The sequence below is a fragment of the Lelliottia sp. SL45 genome (assembly GCF_026672535.1).
GTDB classification, from domain to species: domain Bacteria; phylum Pseudomonadota; class Gammaproteobacteria; order Enterobacterales; family Enterobacteriaceae; genus Enterobacter; species Enterobacter nimipressuralis.
This window is the reverse complement of sequence record NZ_JAPPRH010000003.1, coordinates 785,843-803,954: the sequence shown is the minus strand read 5'-3', so window position 1 is coordinate 803,954 and position 18,112 is coordinate 785,843. Positions and strand designations below refer to the sequence as shown.

The 18,112-nt window shown below is 58.2% G+C and carries 16 protein-coding genes; 4 read left to right on the top strand and 12 right to left on the bottom strand.

The genetic code is table 11. The features are described from left to right. The first annotated feature begins 2 nt into the window (after nucleotides 1-2). Nucleotides 3-116 (top strand): protein YohO, encoded by a 114-nt coding sequence (locus OVA10_RS09705; protein WP_100779551.1) that lies wholly within the window; start codon nucleotides 3-5, stop codon nucleotides 114-116. Here the strand turns inward: OVA10_RS09705 and OVA10_RS09700 are convergent. The 8 genes from OVA10_RS09700 to bglX all read right to left on the bottom strand — a co-directional run bounded on the left by OVA10_RS09700 (nucleotide 91) and on the right by bglX (nucleotide 10,628). Further along, entirely contained in the window at nucleotides 91-828 is a 738-nt protein-coding gene (locus tag OVA10_RS09700; RefSeq protein ID WP_268195836.1) for an ABC transporter permease, read from the bottom strand. The genes OVA10_RS09705 and OVA10_RS09700 overlap by 26 nt on opposite strands. Next, nucleotides 812-1,762, bottom strand: a complete 951-nt coding sequence (locus tag OVA10_RS09695; protein ID WP_268196876.1) for an ABC transporter ATP-binding protein — start codon at nucleotides 1,760-1,762, stop codon at nucleotides 812-814. The genes OVA10_RS09700 and OVA10_RS09695 overlap by 17 nt, the downstream gene beginning before the upstream one ends. After that, the gene (locus OVA10_RS09690) at nucleotides 1,755-2,912 is read right to left on the bottom strand and encodes an ABC transporter permease (RefSeq protein WP_102104120.1); all 1,158 of its coding nucleotides are present in this window, start codon (nucleotides 2,910-2,912) and stop codon (nucleotides 1,755-1,757) included. The genes OVA10_RS09695 and OVA10_RS09690 overlap by 8 nt, the downstream gene beginning before the upstream one ends. 12 nt (nucleotides 2,913-2,924) lie before the next feature. Beyond that, nucleotides 2,925-3,842, bottom strand: a complete 918-nt coding sequence (gene osmF, locus OVA10_RS09685) for a glycine betaine ABC transporter substrate-binding protein OsmF (protein ID WP_100779547.1) — start codon at nucleotides 3,840-3,842, stop codon at nucleotides 2,925-2,927. A gap of 70 nt (nucleotides 3,843-3,912) precedes the next feature. Further along, the gene (locus OVA10_RS09680) at nucleotides 3,913-5,148 is read right to left on the bottom strand and encodes an MFS transporter (RefSeq protein WP_268195835.1); all 1,236 of its coding nucleotides are present in this window, start codon (nucleotides 5,146-5,148) and stop codon (nucleotides 3,913-3,915) included. Continuing rightward, nucleotides 5,145-6,698, bottom strand: a complete 1,554-nt coding sequence (locus OVA10_RS09675) for an MFS transporter (protein WP_102104122.1) — start codon at nucleotides 6,696-6,698, stop codon at nucleotides 5,145-5,147. The genes OVA10_RS09680 and OVA10_RS09675 overlap by 4 nt, the downstream gene beginning before the upstream one ends. Further along, nucleotides 6,695-8,026 carry a glycoside hydrolase family 28 protein gene (locus OVA10_RS09670; protein ID WP_268195834.1) on the bottom strand — a complete coding sequence of 444 codons (1,332 nt, stop codon included), beginning with the start codon at nucleotides 8,024-8,026 and terminating at the stop codon, nucleotides 6,695-6,697. Before OVA10_RS09670 ends, OVA10_RS09675 begins: the two co-directional genes overlap by 4 nt. Before the next feature lie 304 nt (nucleotides 8,027-8,330). After that, nucleotides 8,331-10,628 (bottom strand): beta-glucosidase BglX, encoded by a 2,298-nt coding sequence (gene bglX, locus OVA10_RS09665; RefSeq protein WP_181826579.1) that lies wholly within the window; start codon nucleotides 10,626-10,628, stop codon nucleotides 8,331-8,333. 187 nt (nucleotides 10,629-10,815) lie between these two features. On the opposite strand from bglX, the gene dld reads away from it, so the two are divergent. Both dld and OVA10_RS09655 read left to right on the top strand, forming a co-directional pair. Further along, nucleotides 10,816-12,573 (top strand): D-lactate dehydrogenase, encoded by a 1,758-nt coding sequence (gene dld, locus OVA10_RS09660; RefSeq protein WP_268195833.1) that lies wholly within the window; start codon nucleotides 10,816-10,818, stop codon nucleotides 12,571-12,573. Nucleotides 12,574-12,677: 104 nt separating this feature from the next. Continuing rightward, complete coding sequence (locus OVA10_RS09655; RefSeq protein ID WP_100779541.1) at nucleotides 12,678-13,232, top strand: GNAT family N-acetyltransferase; 555 nt, start codon at nucleotides 12,678-12,680, stop codon at nucleotides 13,230-13,232. 76 nt (nucleotides 13,233-13,308) lie between these two features. Here the strand turns inward: OVA10_RS09655 and pbpG are convergent, their stop codons facing one another. Both pbpG and OVA10_RS09645 read right to left on the bottom strand, forming a co-directional pair. Next, entirely contained in the window at nucleotides 13,309-14,229 is a 921-nt protein-coding gene (gene pbpG, locus OVA10_RS09650; protein WP_100779540.1) for a D-alanyl-D-alanine endopeptidase, read from the bottom strand. 166 nt (nucleotides 14,230-14,395) lie between these two features. Further along, nucleotides 14,396-14,983 (bottom strand): Yip1 family protein, encoded by a 588-nt coding sequence (locus OVA10_RS09645; RefSeq protein ID WP_100779539.1) that lies wholly within the window; start codon nucleotides 14,981-14,983, stop codon nucleotides 14,396-14,398. 174 nt (nucleotides 14,984-15,157) lie between these two features. Between OVA10_RS09645 and OVA10_RS09640 the strand changes: the two genes are divergently transcribed. Beyond that, on the top strand, nucleotides 15,158-15,724 hold the full coding sequence (locus tag OVA10_RS09640; RefSeq protein WP_181826581.1) for a DedA family protein: 567 nt from the start codon (nucleotides 15,158-15,160) through the stop codon (nucleotides 15,722-15,724). A 5-nt stretch (nucleotides 15,725-15,729) separates the two neighbouring features. Here the strand turns inward: OVA10_RS09640 and OVA10_RS09635 are convergent, their stop codons facing one another. Next, nucleotides 15,730-16,503 carry an SDR family oxidoreductase gene (locus tag OVA10_RS09635; RefSeq protein ID WP_248858747.1) on the bottom strand — a complete coding sequence of 258 codons (774 nt, stop codon included), beginning with the start codon at nucleotides 16,501-16,503 and terminating at the stop codon, nucleotides 15,730-15,732. A gap of 46 nt (nucleotides 16,504-16,549) precedes the next feature. After that, nucleotides 16,550-17,968 carry a multidrug resistance outer membrane protein MdtQ gene (gene mdtQ / locus OVA10_RS09630; protein WP_129036013.1) on the bottom strand — a complete coding sequence of 473 codons (1,419 nt, stop codon included), beginning with the start codon at nucleotides 17,966-17,968 and terminating at the stop codon, nucleotides 16,550-16,552. Between the last annotated feature and the right edge of the window lie 144 nt (nucleotides 17,969-18,112).

The window sequence follows — 18,112 nt, the reverse complement described above, 5'->3', positions numbered from 1 at the left end:
TTATGAAGGCAACCAAAGTGGCTGTAATTACCCTCTTCGCCTTAATGGCTATCAGCGGCATTGGCGGCGTTATGCTGGCTGGCTACTCATTTATCGTACGTGGCGGTGTCGGCTGAGATACTGCGCCAGCCGTTCAAATCCGCGATCAACTACGATCGCCGCCAGCGCAACCAGCACGGCACCCTGCACAATATAAGCCGAGTTAAACCCGCTCAGGCCGATAATGATCGGCGTGCCTAAGGTATTGGCCCCGACCGTTGAGGCAATGGTCGCCGTCCCGATATTAATGATTACCGACGTGCGCACACCTGCCAGAATCACCGGCGCGGCAAGCGGCAGCTCAACTTTACGCAGACGCTGCCCCGCACTCATCCCCATGCCTTCCGCCACGCTGTTCACCGCCGCCGGAACCGCCGTCAGCCCGGCCAGCGTCGCCTGTAAAATCGGCAGAACGCCGTACAGAATCAACGCAATAATTGCCGGTTGCTGACCAAAACCGATCACCGGTACCGCAATCGCCAGCACCGCCACCGGCGGGAACGTCTGCCCGATAGCGGCAATGGTCTCCACCAGCGGGCGAAACTCTCGGCCCGCCGGGCGCGTCACCGCAATCCCGGCCCCGACGCCGATCATAATCGCCACGGCGCTTGAAACCCCCACCAGCCAGAAATGGGCCAGCGTCAGGCTGATAAAACTCTCCTGCAGATAAACAGGGCGCGGAAGGCCTGGAAACAACGCGCCAAACAGCCCGCCGCTGTAGGGCATCAGCCACAGCAGCGCGACAAACAACAGCACCAGCCACAGGAGCGGATCACGTAGCCATTTCACGTTCCACCTCCCCAGCCAGTAAATCGCGAAAATGCAGGGTGCCGCAGGGCGCGCCGTGCTCATCGACCACCGGTAACACCTCGCACTGCCGCGCGACAAACGCAGAGAGCGCATCGCGCAGGCTCATTTGCGCCTGAAGGGGTTCGCCGTTAACGGCAGGATCTTCGCGGCGCAGATACTCCCCGACCGTGCGCAGCGACAGCAGGCGTACGCCCAGTTCGCTGCGGCCAAAGAATTCGCGAACAAAATCCGTCGCCGGATGAGTTAACAGCTCCAGCGGCGTCCCTTGCTGCACCACTTCGCCGTTGTCCATCAAAACCAGGCGATCGGCGAGGCGCAGGGCTTCGTCGATATCGTGAGTCACCAGAATAATCGTGCGCCCCAGAATGCGGTGGATGCGGGTCATCTCCGTTTGCAGCGCGCTGCGGGTAACCGGGTCCAGCGCGCCGAAAGGCTCATCCATCAGCAGCACTTCAGGATTCGCGGCCAGCGCACGCGCCACCCCGACGCGCTGCTGCTGCCCGCCGGAAAGCTGATGCGGATAGCGCTCGCACAGGGCAGGCTCCAGCCCCAGCAGCGCCATCAGTTCGTCCACGCGATCCGCAATCTTCTGCCGCGACCATTTTTGCAGCTGCGGCACGGTGGCGATATTCTGCGCCACCGTCCAGTGCGGGAAAAGGCCGATGGACTGAATGGCGTACCCCATCCGGCGGCGCAGTTCCAGCACCGGCAGGCTGCGGATCTCCTCGCCGGCAAAACGAATCAGCCCGCTGTCATGCTCCACCAGCCGGTTGATCATCTTCAGGGTGGTCGATTTTCCCGAGCCGGAAGTGCCGATCAGCACCGAAAAGGCCCCTTCTTCAAAACGCAGATTCAGGTTGCTGACAGCCATCTGCCCGGCAAATTTTTTGTTCACATCGTGAAATTCAATCATCATTTTTCCCCTTCAGCAGGGCCAGCCACAGGGCAAAAAGCGCATCCACCACCACCGCCAGCGCGATGGTAGGAATCACACCGAGTAAGACCAAATCCAGCGCGCTGCTCAGCAGGCCCTGGAATACCAGTGCCCCAAAGCCGCCAGCGCCGATCAGCGCCGCAATCACCGCCATGCCGACGGTTTGCACTGCCACCACCCGCAGGCTGCGCAGCAGCAGCGGCAGTGCCAGCGGCAGCTGGATTTTCCAGAATCGCTGGCGAGCGCTCATCCCCATCGCGCTGGCGCTCTCCAGCACTTCAGGGGAAACCTGGCTTAGCCCCGCCAGCACGCCGCGCGCCAGAGGCAGCAGCGCGTACAGCACCAGCGCGATCAGCGCGGGCGTCAGTCCGGTTCCGGCGATACCGAGCGAGGCGAGCGCAGGAAAGCTTTTCACCAGCCCGGCGAGCGGCGCGATCAGCAAGCCGAACAGCGCCACGGAAGGGATTGTCTGAATCACGTTCAGCACGGTAAATACCGGCCCCTGACGCGTGGGGTGGCGGTAGCACCACAGGCCGATGGGTACGCCGATAAGCAGCGCAGGCACCAGCGTGCCAAACAGGATCGTCAGATGTTGCAACAGCGCATCGTTAAAAATCTCCTGGCGGTTAGCGTACTCTTTGAGCAGAGAAAGGGTATTCAGTTCGCCGCTGAACAGCAGCGCCAGCGGCAGAACCCAAATCTGCGCGTGGAGCAGCCAGCGCCAGAGCGGGTGTTGCGTCAGACGGCGGATCGCGTCGCTACAGGCGAGCAGGCACAGGGCCATCCACAGCCACAGCCCGCTACCTGCCGAGGTGCGCGCCAGCGGCGTTTCGGCGGTGGCGAGATGCGTCGCCGCCTGCCCGGCACTCCAGGTCAGCAGCACAACTAACGCTTCGCAGAGGATCAGCGTGAAAATGAGCGGCAAGCGCCCACGGCAAAACGCCAGCACGGCAGCCAGTAGAAGGGACAGGGCCAGCAGGAGGGGCGAAAACGCCCACACCTGCCAGACGGACAGCCCCTCGCCGGACACCAGCCGATTAGGGGCAAAATTCACAAACGGAAGCGCGCACGCCGCCAGCGCGACAAACGCGAGCAGCAGCAGTACGCGGTTATGACAGGTTATCGGCACAGCATTATCCTGTTACTTCACAAGTCCTTTTTGCTTCAGATAATCTGCCGCCACTTTTTTGGCATCCAGCCCTTCCACCGCAATGCTCGCATTGAGCTGTTGCAGGGTTTTCTCATCGAGAGTTTCAAACACCGGCTTTAGCCAGTCGCCGATCTGCGGATAGGCTTTCAGCACCGCTTCACGCACCACAGGCGTAGGGGCATAGATCGGCTGAACGCCTTTCGGATCGGTCAGGGTTTGCAGACCGAGCGCCGCCACCGGGCCGTCAGTGCCGTAGGCCATCGCCGCATTTACGCCGGAGGTTTTCTGAGCGGCAGCTTTGATCGTCACCGCCGTATCACCGCCCGCGAGCGACAGCAGCTGGCTCTGGTCGAGTTTAAAATCGTAGGCTTTTTCAAAGGCCGGAAGCGCGTCCGGACGTTCGATAAATTCCGCCGAGGCCGCCAGTTTGAAATCGCCCTTCTCTTTCAGATAGCGACTCAGATCGTCAAGAGAGGTCAGTTTGCCTTTCTCAGCGATATCCTTGCGCACGGCGATGGTCCAGGTGTTGTTGGCGGGCGCAGGCGTCAGCCAGATCAGCTTGTTCTGCTCGGCGTCGAGTTTTTTCACTTTCTCGTAGCCAGCGCTGGCGTTTTTCCACGCCGCATCGTTTTCATCTTTAAAGAAAAACGCGCCATTACCGGTGTATTCCGGGTAGATATCCAGCTCGCCGGAGGTGATGGCCCCGCGCACCACGGGCGTGGTACCCAGCTGGACTTTATTGACTGTTTTCACCCCGTGGCTTTCCAGCACCTGCAGGATGATATTGCCGAGCAACGCCCCTTCCGTATCGATCTTAGACCCCACCTTTACTGGCTCTGCCGCCTGTAAAGGCAGGCTCAGCGCCGCCAGTAACGCCGCTGAACCCCATATCCCCTTTGTGATTGTCATTCTGCTTTCCTCATTAATTTGCCGCCTTTATCAGGGGCTTGAGAGAAAAGCGTAGCCTAAAATTGAGGAATCATCCTTCTTCCGGCAACCTCAGCGGAACGGTCAGCAGGCTGGCGGCAAAATAGAGCAGCGCGATCACCCACAACGTCCCCTCCACGCCAAACGGCGAAACGCAGAGCGTGACGATAAGCGGACCGGCGAAATTGCTCAGCCCCGACCCGAGATTCAGGCAGGAGATGGCAGCGCCTTTGTTCTCCGGCAGCAGGGACGGGATCAGCGCGCTCAGCGGGCCAAAGGCACCCAGCCCGATGGCGTACAGGGCCAGAGCCAGAAACAGCGCCGTTTGGCTGTCACCAAACAGTACCGGCGCGTAGCACACCGCCAGCATCGCCAGACCGCACAGGGTGCCGGAGAACCAGACCACCGTCTTGCGCCAGCCGATGGTATCGCCGAGCCAGCCGAAGAAGTAGCTGGCGAAGATATTGACCACGTTCACCAGCCCCCAGATAGTCAGCCACTCGGCGATGCTAAATCCGAAACGCGGCAGGTAGACCGGCATCAGGATCACCAGCGAAAACTTGCCGATATCGTTGATGGTTTTGACGATCACCGCCAGACGCATTTTCGGCTCACGCACCAGCACCATCATCCCTTCGGCAAAGGCCGCGCCGAGATGGCCGTTGCTTTGCACGAGCGGGCGATCGCGGTTGAGCACCAGCGCGCAGAATGCGCCGAGTGCCACAAAGATAAACCCGCTCAGCAGCGTCGAGGTTTCGCCGATCAGGGGCAGCATCAGGCTTGAGTACCACGGCCCGACGATGGTCATGCCCACCCCAAACGCAATCCAGAACCAGGAGACGGCGCGCCCGAGTATACCTGGCTCGCAGCGCTGGTTAATCCACACCAGAAACGAATAGGCGAACAGCGGATACGCCACACCGCGCAGGGCGTAGCTCGCCACCATCAGGGGATAATTCCCCTGCGGCAGCGCGTAAGCGATAAAGGGAATTGAGCCGATAAAGTAGAACAGCGTCGCCGCCCACATCAGGCGGCGCAGGCCAAGTACGCCCGCGCCTATTCCGGAAAACCACGATACCGCCGCGACACACAGCCCAAACACCGATGACAGCAGGCTGATGTGCATGGCATCAAAACCGCGATGCTGAAGCATCGACGCCAGCCAGCTTTGCTCGATGGTGGCGCCGGTGATAAACAGGAAAATCCCGACAAAGCCCCAGCACAGTTCACGAGGCAATCCCAGCCGGGCCCACAGGCCCTGCTGGATAAATACGCTCTGCTCCGTCATGCCATTTTGTCTCGCAGTGCGCGCACATTCATGCGTTTACGATTCAAATAGCCGACGCTGTTTTCCCCCCAGCAGTGGTCGTACGGCATACCGGTCAGGCTTTCGATCACCGCTTTGTTTTCCGCGCTGACGGTCGCCTTGCTGCCGCCCTGTTTCAGACGCGCCACTTCTTCGTTCAGAATCGCGTGGGTACGGCTGTTGACCTTAAACTGGAACGCCGACCAGATCCCCCACAGCGTCAGTGCGACCGGCAGCACAATCATGATGATTAAAATCATGTTGATGGCCGACTGCGGCTGGGCGTTTTGCCCGGAGACAAACCCGGACATCTGCAGGGCCACGCCGACGAGGAAAATCGACAGGGCCTGCGACGCCTTACGCAGCAGGCTCATAAAGCCCGCGAAAATCCCCTCGCGACGACGGCAGGTGAGGATCTCATCCACGTCGGCGACAAAGGTATAGTTATTCCACGGAATAGCGTAGATACCGCCGCGCGCCAGCCCGGCGACCGCCGCACCGACGTACAGCAGGGTCATCCCGCCGGTGCCGCTGAAGTACGCGGACACAAACAGGGCAAACGCCACCAGCGCCATCGTGGCCTGGGTGGCAAAGGCGCGCGACGGGGAGTAGCGCAGGGTCAGCCAGGTGGCAATTCCCACGCCAAAGAACTGCAGACCGTTTACGACGCCCAGCAGATTGGAGGCCATCACAGACGAGGTCATCAGGGCGAAGACCACAAAGTAGGTAAAGACTGAGTTAAAAATGTCCTGCGCCACCGAGCCGCCGAGATACATCCCCAGATGCGAACGGAAGGTTTTGATTTTTAACGTTGAGACGAAATCGTAATAGATATGGTATGCGCGCGTGGCGAACGGCTCTTTTTCGTCGTCTTCGTCGTGGTGCTCATTCTGCTGGATCTCTTCCAGCGAGCGCTCCCAGGTGCCGAAATAGACAAAGAACAGCACAATCATAAAGGAGACGGTGAAAATCGCCCCGGTATAGAAGAAGGAGTCGGAAGAGTCCGGGCCGAAGTACGCCACCAGACGCCCCGGCAGGAACGCCGCCGCAAATCCCGCGAGCTGGGCGATATACATACGTGCGCTGGTCAGTTTTGAGCGCTTTTTGAAATCCGACGTCATCTCAGCCGAGAGCGTGTCGTACGGAATAATGATCATGGTGTAGACGATTTCAAACAGGATGTAGAACAGCAGGTACATCCAGTAGTTGAACCCTTCCACCCACAGCAGGCTGTAGACCGACACCAGCGGAATACTGGCCAACAGGAAGAAACGGCGACGGCCAAAGCGGCGCCCCAGGCGCGTTTTGTGGAAGTTATCAGAAACGTAGCCGATCACCGGACACATGATCACATCAACAATTCTCGCCACCGCAAACAGGGACCCGGCCTGGATCGGCGTCAGGCCACAAAAGGTGGTTAAGAAAAACAGCAGCCAGGCGCTGACCAAAGTAAAGGCCCCCGAGCCAATCACATCCGCCAGCCCGTAGCACACGTAGTTCCGCAGCTTTATTTCCCGCACTTTTTTGATCATTTTGCACTCCGGATTTTTTCAGTATCCCAGCCCGCAGGCAGCGGCGACGGGCGCGTAATGGTGATGGCATGCAGATGCAACCCTTCGACGCCGCAGGCGTAAAGGGCCGGCAGCCCGTGCGGATATAACTCCACGCCGTGAGCGCGCCCGGTTTGCGTATTCACGCGATAGGCGTTGTCCAGCCCCATTCCGGTCGGGCGCTCTGGGTTACACGGCGGGCGCACGTCGTAGCAGCCCTGTTCATCGGATCGGGAGGCAAGCTGGCTGAACGCCAGGCCGTTGAAGGTGACATCGCGGATCGCACCGGGCGTTTCGCTGTGCAGATTTATCGCCCCCTCCCCCGTCCCGTTCAGGCCCGAGAAGGTGATCTGGCTGATCGTGCCCGGCGTGATATCCGGCGCGCGATGGCGTACGGAGATAAACACCGGGTCGGCTTTGCCCCAGTGACACGGATGGCCGTGGCGGCAGTCGAAGAGAATGTTGCTGAAGCTCATCTTGCTGAAATGGCCGCCGTCGCGGGAGATCAAGCCGATGCCACGGTTGGAGTCGAAAATCACGCAGTTGGTGACCGCCAGATGGGTAATGTCAGCGAAGGTTTCGGTCCCGACTTTGATTGCGCAGCTTTTGGATCGAATGATGCAGTTACTGATCGTGACGTTGTCGATCGGCTGCTGGAGTTCGGGCGCTTTGGCCGTGGTCTTCAGGCAGATGCCGTCGTCGGCGGCGCTGAAGTAGCTGTCGCTGATGAGCACATGCTGGCAGCTGTCGATGTCCAGCGCGTCGGTGTTAGCCAGCGCCAGATCGTTATCAATGGTGATATTGCGGATGAAAACATGGTTGCAGCTCACCAGATGCGCGGTCCACATCGGCGAGTCGCACAGGGTGATATCCGTCAGGCGTACCTGTTCGCACCCTTCCAGCACCAGCAGGCGCGGGCGCTGGGGCTTCGGCTGACGATACCCCTGGTCATCCATCTCTGCGGCAAACCAGGCCGTGGCGTTGCCGTCGATGCAGCCCGCACCGCCGAGCGTCAGGTTGCGCGCATCGCGGGCGTAAATGAGCGCCATGCGCGACAGCTCGGCTGTGCTTTGGGTTTCTGCGGCGCGGTAATCATCCACATTCTGGCTGGCGAGCAGGCGCGCACCCGCTTCCAGATGCAGGGTGAAATTCGACGGCAGCACCAGCGTTCCGGTCAGGTAGATGCCTGGCGTGACCACCAGCGTGCCTCCTCCGTTCACGGCAAGCGTATCGATGAGTTCCTGCAGCGCGGTGGTGACGGGGGTCGACCCGCTTCGATCGAGGGAGATGTTTTCTAATGAGAGCTTCATGTGATTACCTGTCAGCTGTGATGTGACAGGCATTACACGGCTTTTCTGCGGCGTGTTTGTGGCGTGTTTACCGGGCTTTTTCGCGAAGAGTGAAGAGAGTCACGCCTGCCGGGTGTGGCGGGAGTGAGTTTTGATCGTCCTCACGATTTCATCTGTGGGATAAAAATGAAGTGTGAAAAACGTCACATTTAACGGCGAGTAAGAGTCAAGAAAAGAGGGAATCAAAGCAATCAGGCAGGAAAGGCGCGAAACCTTGCGGGAGGCGTCACGAAACCCGCACAACGGCGGGTTTCGTCTCTTGTCGTTAAAGCAGGTCGAACTCGCCTTTATTCACTCGCGCAGAGTCCACGCCGATAAAGACGTTAAACTTCCCTGGTTCCGCGTCATATTTCATCTGCTGATTCCAGAACTTCAGCGCATCGACGTCAATCGGGAAGCTCACAGTTTTGGTCTCACCCGGCTTCAGGTCAACCTTCTCGAAGCCGCGCAGCTGTTTCACCGGGCGGCTCATGGAGGCCGTTACATCCTGCACGTACATCTGAATGACCGTGGCACCGTCACGTTTACCGGTGTTGGTCACGTCCACGCTGGCGGTGACTTTGCCGTCACGCTTCAGGGTGGGTGCAGACATTTTCACGTCAGAAACCTTGAAGGTGGTGTAGCTCAGCCCATAACCAAACGGATAAAGCGGGCCATTGGCTTCATCGAAATAGCGTGAGGTGTACTTGTTCGGCTTATCGGCGTTGTACGGGCGACCGGTGTTCAGGTGGCTGTAGTAAACCGGAATTTGGCCGACTGAGCGCGGGAAGGACATCGGCAGTTTGCCGGACGGGTTGTAATCGCCAAACAGCACATCGGCAATGGCGTTACCGCCCTCGGTCCCGGCGAACCAGGTTTCGAGCAGGGCATCAGCCTGCTGATCCTCTTTCACCAGCGCCAGCGGGCGGCCGTTCATCAGCACCAGCACCAGCGGTTTACCCGTCGCTTTCAGGGCGCTGATCAGATCGCGCTGGCTCTGCGGGAGGGTAATATCGGTGCGGCTCGACGCTTCATGGGCCATGCCCTGCGCTTCACCGACGACCGCCACCACCACATCAGCCTGTTTCGCCGCGTTGACCGCTTCGTCGATCATCTCTTTCGCCGAACGCGGATCAACCTTCACCGCCTCTTCGTACTGGTTCAGGAAGGTGACGATATCGTTGTCGTTAGTGACGTTAGCGCCTTTGGCGTAAATCACTTTGCCCTTTTCACCCAGCGCATTTTTGATGCCCGTGAGTACGGTGACGGACTGATCGGCCACGCCCGCAGCGGACCAACTGCCCATCACGTCACGCTTGCTGTCGGCCAGTGGGCCAACCACGGCGAGGGTGCCGGATTTTTTCAGCGGCAGCGTTTCGAGACGGTTTTTCAGCAGCACGAGACTTTCGCGCGCCACTTCACGGGCCTCTTTACGATGCAGACGGCTTTCGGCATTGGTATCCGCCGGGTCGGACTCTTTCGGCCCTAAATGGCTGTACGGATCGTTAAACAGCCCCATGTCATATTTCACGTTCAGCACATGGCGGGTGGCGTCGTCCAGCTCTGCCATGGTCACTTTGCCGGTTTTCACCAGGTCAGGCAGGTATTTGCTGTAATACTCGTCGCTCATGCTCATGTTGATACCGGCTTTGAGCGCCACGCGCACGGCGTCTTCCGGATCGGAGGCGGTGCCGTGTTTGATCAGCTCTTTAATCGCGCCGTGATCGGACACGGTAATGCCTTTGAAGCCCCACTGATCGCGTAGTACGTCTTTCAGCAGCCAGGAATCGGAGGTCGCCGGGGTGCCGTTGAGGGAGTTCAGGGCCACCATCACCGCGCCGCTGCCTGCATCCAGCCCGGCTTTGTACGGCGGCATGTAGTCGTTGAACAGGCGCTGCGAGCTCATGTCAACGGTGTTGTACTCTTTCCCGCCCTCTACCGCGCCGTAGGCGGCAAAGTGTTTGACGCTGGTCATCACCGAGTAACGATCCGCCGGGCTTTTGCCCTGCATCGCTTCGACCATGGTTTTGCCGAGGGTGGCGGTTAAATAGGTGTCTTCACCAAAGCCCTCTGAGGCGCGGCCCCAGCGCGGATCGCGCGAGACGTCGACCATCGGCGCCCAGGTCATGTTCAGACCGTCGTCGGCGGCTTCATAGGCCGAAATACGCCCGACGGTTCTGACCGCATCCAGGTTAAAGGAAGAGGCTAAACCGAGGCTAATCGGGAAGACGGTACGCTGGCCGTGGACCACGTCGTAGGCGAAGAAAAGCGGAATTTTCAGGCGGCTGAGCTGCATCACCTGGTCCTGCATTTTGCGGATATCTTCGCGGGTGACGGTGTTAAAAATCGCCCCGACCTGGCTCTCCTTGATCATCTCGCGGATCGCCTCTTTCGGGTTATCCGGCCCGACGCTGATGAGACGCAGCTGGCCGATTTTTTCATCGACCGTCATTTTAGTGAGCAAGTCCGTGACGAAGGCGTCGCGGGCTTCCGGGGTTAATGGGTGGTTGCCAAACAGATCTTCAGCCAGCGCGGGTTGCAGCGCCAGGCTTACTGCGACAGCTACAGAACAAAGCCATTTCATGTGTTGTACTCTCTCATCATCAACCGCCGGAAAACTCGGCCAGACCGTGCGAAAAGCGCAGTGTGCCACAAACCCTTTCAACCTTGCAGGGTTATTCTCTGATTTTTCTCATGAATACTTGTTCGCTTAACAGTTAATCGCGCTATGCTTTACAGCGAGAAATTTGCCCCACCACAAGGAGTGGAAGATGACTTCTGTTCGCACACAAAATAACAACACTTTTATTAACGAACTGTCTCGCCTGGTCGGTCACTCACACCTGCTGACGGACCCGGAAAAAACCGCCCGCTATCGCAAGGGCTTCCGTTCCGGCCAGGGTGAAGCGCTGGCGGTAGTCTTCCCCGGCACGCTGCTGGAGCTGTGGCGTGTGCTGAGCGCCTGCGTCAACGCCGACAAAATCATTCTGATGCAGGCGGCCAATACCGGCCTGACGGAAGGCTCGACGCCAAACGGCGATGATTACGACCGGGATATCGTCATTATCAGCACCCTGCGTCTCGATAAACTGCATCTGCTGGACAAAGGTGAGCAGGTGCTGGCCTATCCTGGTACGACCCTTTATTCGCTGGAAAAAGCACTCAAGCCGCTGGGTCGCGAGCCGCACTCGGTGATTGGCTCCTCCTGCATTGGCGCGTCGGTGATCGGCGGGATCTGCAACAACTCCGGCGGGTCGCTGGTGCAGCGCGGCCCGGCGTATACGGAAATGTCCCTGTTTGCACGCATTGATGAGAACGGAAAATTACAGCTGGTGAATCATCTGGGGATCAACCTGGGTGTCACGCCTGAGCAGATCCTGAGCAAGCTCGACGACGAGCGCGTGAACGACGCTGACGTGCAGCACGATGGCCGTCACGCCCACGATCACGATTACGTCGAACGCGTGCGCGACATTGAAGCCGATACCCCGGCGCGCTACAACGCCGATCCGGATCGTCTGTTTGAATCTTCCGGCTGCGCGGGCAAACTGGCGGTGTTTGCCGTACGTCTGGACACCTTCCCGGCGCAGAAAAATCAGCAGGTCTTTTATATCGGCACCAACCAGCCGGAGGTGCTGACCGAGATCCGTCGTCATATTCTGGGCGAGTTCACAAATCTGCCGGTCGCGGGTGAGTACATGCATCGCGATATTTACGATATCGCCGAGCGCTACGGCAAAGACACCTTCCTGATGATCGACAAGCTCGGCACCGACAAAATGCCGTTCTTCTTTACGATGAAAGGCCGCGCCGACGCCATGCTTGGCAAAGTGTCCCTGTTCAAACCGCACTTCACCGATCGCTTTATGCAGAAGCTGGGCACGGCTTTCCCGGCGCACCTGCCGCCGCGCATGAAGAGCTGGCGCGATAAGTACGAACACCACCTGCTGCTGAAAATGTCGGGCGACGGGATTGCCGAGGCGCAAACCTGGCTGGCGGAATTCTTTAAAACTGCCGAGGGCGATTTCTTTGCCTGTACGCCAGAAGAAGGCAACAAGGCGTTCTTACACCGCTTCGCCGCGGCGGGCGCCGCGATTCGCTATCAGGCGGTTCACGCCGACGAAGTGGAAGATATTCTGGCGCTGGATATCGCCCTGCGACGTAACGATACGGAGTGGTTTGAACACCTGCCGCCGGAAATCGACAGTAAGCTGGTGCATAAACTCTACTACGGCCACTTTATGTGCCACGTTTTCCACCAGGATTACATCGTCAAAAAAGGCGTTGATGCGCATGCCCTGAAGGAGCAGATGCTCGAACTGCTGCGCGCGCGCGGGGCACAATACCCGGCCGAACATAACGTCGGGCACCTGTATGAAGCGCCAGAAACGCTTAAACGTTTTTATCGCGAGAATGACCCGACAAACAGCATGAATCCCGGCATTGGTAAGACGACGAAGCATAAATACTGGAAAGAAGCGGTACAGACAGAGCGCGACGAGACGCAACCCTCTGATCAAACACTATAGCCACACTGAAATTATTGTTAAGCCAGTAACAATCGTACTAGAGTAATCTCACCCCGCCGGAGAACCGCTTCTCCGGCTTTTTTTTCCTGAGGAGCCCGCCCATCATGTCGGCCGTTGATATCCTGTCCGCTTCCGAAGTCGAGGTGCGCGACGCCCAACCTGACGACGTACATGCCATTGCCGCAATCTACGCCTGGCATGTGCTTAACGGGCGTGCATCGTTTGAAGAAGTTCCCCCCACCATCGAAGAGATGCGCCAGCGCATGAGTACGATTGCCGCCGACGGGTTGCCGTGGCTGGTGGCGCTCTATCGCGGCGTGGTGGTGGGATACTGCTATGCGGCGTTATATCGCGCGCGCCCTGCCTATCGCTATACGCTTGAAGAGTCGATCTATGTGGATGCCAGCGCCACCGGACGTGGTTTTGGCAGCTCGCTGATGGATGCCCTGATTGAACGTTGTGAGCAGGGTCCGTGGCGGCAGATGATTGCCGTGGTCGGCGACGGGCACAACAATGCCGGCTCAATCCGGCTGCATAAAAAGCATGGATTCGAGGTGGCCGGGCAGTTAAGAAGCGTGGGCTATAAGAAGGGAAACTGGCGGGATACGCTGATTATGCAGCGCCCCCTGAACGACGGTGACTGGACGCTGCCGGAGTAATTCGCGAGACAAAACGTTTTGCCGGGCGGCACTGCGCCTGCCCGGCCTGCAAACCGTGGATTCACTTGCCACGCGCTCAGTCGTTCTGTGCGGTTTCCATCTGCGCTGCTTTTTGCTTTTTATAGCTCAGCGCTGCCGCCGGAACTGGCATCACTTTTCCGGTTTCAATCCAGGTACGCAAACGGCTGGCATCAGCAAAGTGAGTGTATTTGCCAAACGCATCCATCACCACCAGCGCCACCGGTTTGCCGTTAAACACGGTACGCATCACCAGACAGTGACCAGCCGCATTGGTAAAGCCAGTTTTCGTCAGCTGAATATTCCAGTTTTCGCGATACACCAGATGGTTAGTATTGCGGAACGGTAAGGTGTACGCCGGATTCGCAAAGGTCGCCATCTCTTCACGCGTGGTACTCAACTGACCGATCAGCGGGTACTGTTTGCTGGCGATCAGCAGGTGGGTCAGGTCGCGTGCGGTGGAGACATTGTGAATCGACAGCCCGGTTGGCTCGACAAAACGGGTGTTGGTCATGCCCAGGGATTTGGCTTTGGCATTCATCGCCCGGATAAATGCGTTGTATCCGCCCGGATAGTGGTGCGCGAGGCTCGCGGCCGCCCGGTTTTCCGAGGACATCAGCGCCAGCAGCAACATATTTTTACGGCTGATTTCGCTGTTCAGACGCACGCGGGAGTATATCCCTTTCATCTCTGGCGTCTGGCTGATATCGACTTTCAGTTTCTCATCCAGCGGCAGTCGTGCATCGAGCACCACCATCGCGGTCATTAATTTGGTAATCGACGCGATCGGACGCACCAGATCCGGGTGACTGGAATAGATCACCTTGTTGGTATTCAGATCGACAATCATCGCGCTTCCGGAGGCGATTTCCGGCTGAGCGGCAGTGGTCACTGCGGTTGTTTTGGCAATCGCTGGCGCGGCAACGGGCACAGCCAGGATCAGCGCAAGGCTAAGTAAAGAAACTCGGAATTTCAGCATGGTGAGACTTCTGATAATTATTCATGCACGTGATGACGTACGCCTCCCGTTACAACGAGCGAAACAGGCTGGCAAAGGCATCATAGCTGCCCTGGTGAGTTGTCGCCAGCGGAGAATCGTGAACAGATGCTGCATTGCTGGCATTTACGCCAGCAATGCATTTACCTCAGAAGAGACGATAGCCGTAACCCCACAGGATCACCGTAAGCGCCAGCAGCGCCTCCAGCACCAGCACGCCAATCGCGAGGGTTGAACTGGAGAAACTTAAGCCTTCTTCTTTGTTAATGTTGAGGAAGGTCGGAATACCCACGTACAGCAGATAACCGGTGTAAAACAGCGCGATGGTACCCACCAGCGCACACAGCCAGACCAGCGGATAGAGCGCCACGATGCCGCTCATAAACAACGGTGTTGCCACGTATCCGGCAAAAACCATGCACAGGGTGAGCGAGGGACGCTGAGGATAGTTTCGCGCCATCCAGTAGATCACCCGCCCCATCACCGCCACACCTGCCAGCATTAAACCGTAGAAGACCACCGCCAGCGCCAGCCCCGTCATCCATGAGAGCGTCACGACGTTGCCATCGCCAAAATTCCAGCCGATTTGTGTTGTGCCAATAAACGCGCAGATCACCGGTACGGCAGCCATGAGCAGGACATGGTGCGTGTAGTGATGCGCGACCGTTTCGTTCTCGCTTCTGATGACATGCATCTCACGATCGGGATGGGAAAACAGCCCCCAGACATGGTTCATACAGCCCCCTCATTGTCGGCCCGCAAGGCGATACTGTAAGTATAATGCAGCTTTAGATTATTTTATGACCAGCGGCAAAATTGCCGCTTCGGGGAAATCGTCCTGGTTGCCACACCATTGATTCACAGGGTGTATGCTTAAGGAAGGTTTACACAGGGAGACACCGCTGAACTCATGGATATCAATAGTCTGATTGAACAGTACGGATATGCGGCGCTGGTGATAGGGAGCGTGGCGGAAGGGGAAACCATCACCCTGCTAGGCGGGGTGGCCGCACATCAGGGGCTGCTTCGTTTCCCGCTGGTGGTCGCCGCGGTAGCGCTGGGTGGGATGATTGGCGATCAGTTGCTCTATCTGCTGGGATTGCGCTTTGGCCCCACGCTGCTCAAACGTTTTGCCCGGCATCAGAAAAAAATCAACCGCGCGCAGCGGCTGATTCAGCGTCACCCCTATCTGTTTGTGATCGGTACCCGGTTTATGTACGGCTTTCGCATTATCGGCCCGCTGCTGATTGGCGCCAGCCGCCTGCCGCCGAAAATCTTTCTGCCGCTAAACATCATTGGTGCCATCGCCTGGGCGCTGATATTCACTTCGCTCGGCTATGTGGGCGGCGAAGTGATTGGCCCCTGGCTGCACAACCTCGACCAGCATCTGAAGCACTGGATCTGGCTGATACTGGTGGTGGCAGGCGTCATTATCTGGCGACTGTGGCGCAAGCATCGGGAAAATAATCGCGACTAGCGTCGTTATTCCGCCGGTTTAAACTGCGGATTCGCCAGCATAAAGCCACCGTCGACAATAAACGATTGCCCCGTGGTGTAGCTGGCATCCGTGTCACACAGCCACGCGACAAGGCTTGCGATCTCATGGGTTTGCCCAGGCCGACCGAGGGGGATCTCGGGCATGGAGCCTTCTTCGACTTCGCTGTCATCCATGCCGTTCATCGGCGTGGCGATAGCGCCAGGGGCAACCGCATTGACCAAGATCTTGTGCTGCACCAGCTCAAGGGCCATCGATTTTGTCAGGCCGCCCAGCGCATGTTTCGCTGCGGTGTAGGCGCTGGCCTCCGGTAGCGGGGTGTGCTCATGCACCGAGGTAATATTCACAATCCGTCCACCCTGCCCCTGCTTCACCATCTGCCGGGCGGCAAGTTGTGAGCAGAGAAACGCGCCATCCACATCCACGGTAAAAATCCCGCGCCAGTCGTCAAACGTCATATCAAGAAACAGGGCTTTGGCCATGGCGCCAGCGTTGTTGACTAGCGCATCCAGCCGACCAAAGCGGGCGATAAGCGTCTCAATGGCTTTCGCCCCCTCGGGCAGGTGGCTGAGATCCAGCTGTATCGCCTCGGCGCGACGCCCCAGGGCTTCGATTTCACGACAGGTCTGGAGTGCCCCCTCCTCATCCGAATGCCAGGTCACGCCAATATCAAACCCGTGCTCTGCCAGAAGTAGCGCCGTTGTTTTACCGATTCCGGAATCTGATGCCGTAACAATGGCCACACGCTGAACTGATGCCATACCTACCTCCACCATGACGCAAAAGGTAAGTATAGATAACGTCCTGTTAACCGTGGTGATACCCGCCGCCCAGGGCGGAGGTCAGTTGCAGGGTGGCGTCCACATATTGCCCCTGAAGCGTCAGGCTCGCGATGTGCTCCTGCAACGCCGGAATTTTCGCTTCGCTCACGCGTGAGCCGGCGATGATCCCCGCATGAAAACGGGCCTGCGCCTGGGCCACCACCCGTGCGGTATCGGCTTCAACCTGCTGCTGTTGCTGATTTTTGTTCATCAGCGTCTCCACTTCACTGGCCGTGCGCGCAACCTGATTCACTGCATCGACCACCGCTTTGTTGTAGTTCGCGACGGACAGATTGCTCTGCGCCTGGGCGATGTCGAGATTCGCGTTGAGTCGACCACTGTCGAAGATCGGCAGCGTCAGTCCGGCAGTGACCCCCATCTGCTGGGCCGATGAGCGGAACAGATCGCTTAAGTGCAGGGCGTCCTGTTGCAGGAAAGCCATCAGATTAACATCCGGATAAAACGCGGCTTTCGCTGCATCCACGTCATTCATGGACGCTTCAATGTACCAGTGCGCCTCCTGAAGATCGGGACGACGGGCCAGCAGGTCGTAGCCCAGCGTCGGCGGCAGCGAAGCGTCGATTTTCGGCAGCGCGTGCGGTGTGAGCGTCACTGACGTGGTATTGGTCAGCGCCTGCAACCGCGCCTCAATGGCTTTCATTTTGCCACTGACTTCCGCCCTCTGCTCCTGTGTTTTGCTGGCGTTGATATCGGTGACGACACCTTCTACGGAGGAGGTAATGCCGTGCTGGTAGAGTTCACGATCGACGGCAATAATCGACTCTTGTTCCTGTTTGATGTCCGTCAGCACATGACCAATTTCGGCCTGCGTTTGCCACTCCCAGTACAGGCGCGCCACGCTGCTGGCGAGGAGCTGGCGGGTCTGTTCCATCTCCGCTTTCTGCGCATTGACCTTGCCGATCCGGGCCTCGACCTGTGAGCGGTTTTTACCCCACAAATCCAGATCCCATCCCGCCGTCAGACCGAAGGTGCCGTTGGTGTACCACGGCCCGGTGGTGCCCGCCGCAGGATCGGTCTCCGCGAACGGACCCATCAGCCCTTCTGCCGACATTTTTTGCCGCTCGGCGTCCGCCGAAAAATCAATCTGCGGGCCGCCCGCAGCCACTGCCATTTTGGCCTGGGCTTCCGCGAGGGCGATACGCTGGTGGGCAATCTGCATATCCGGTGCATCGGCCAGCGCTTTGGCAATCAGGGCGTTCAGCTCCGGGTCGTGGAACTCTTTCCACCACTCATTTTTCGGCCACTGGGTGTGGGCCAGCTGAGTGTTGATTTTCGCCACGGGAGCCTGCTGATGCAGAGACGCCGCCGTGTCGTGGCCCGGCGCACAGGCCACCAGCAATAAAGAGAGAGGTAAGCTAAAAGAGAAAATAATTGAACGTTTCATTACGCCATTCACGCAAAAAAGAAAGGGGCAAATTACGCCTGCTGCTCCTCTTTTTTTTAGTAACGCGTGGCAACCCTTACTTTGTCATACATTCACACACTCAGAAAAATATTCCCCTTACGAATTAGACAATTACATTCATTC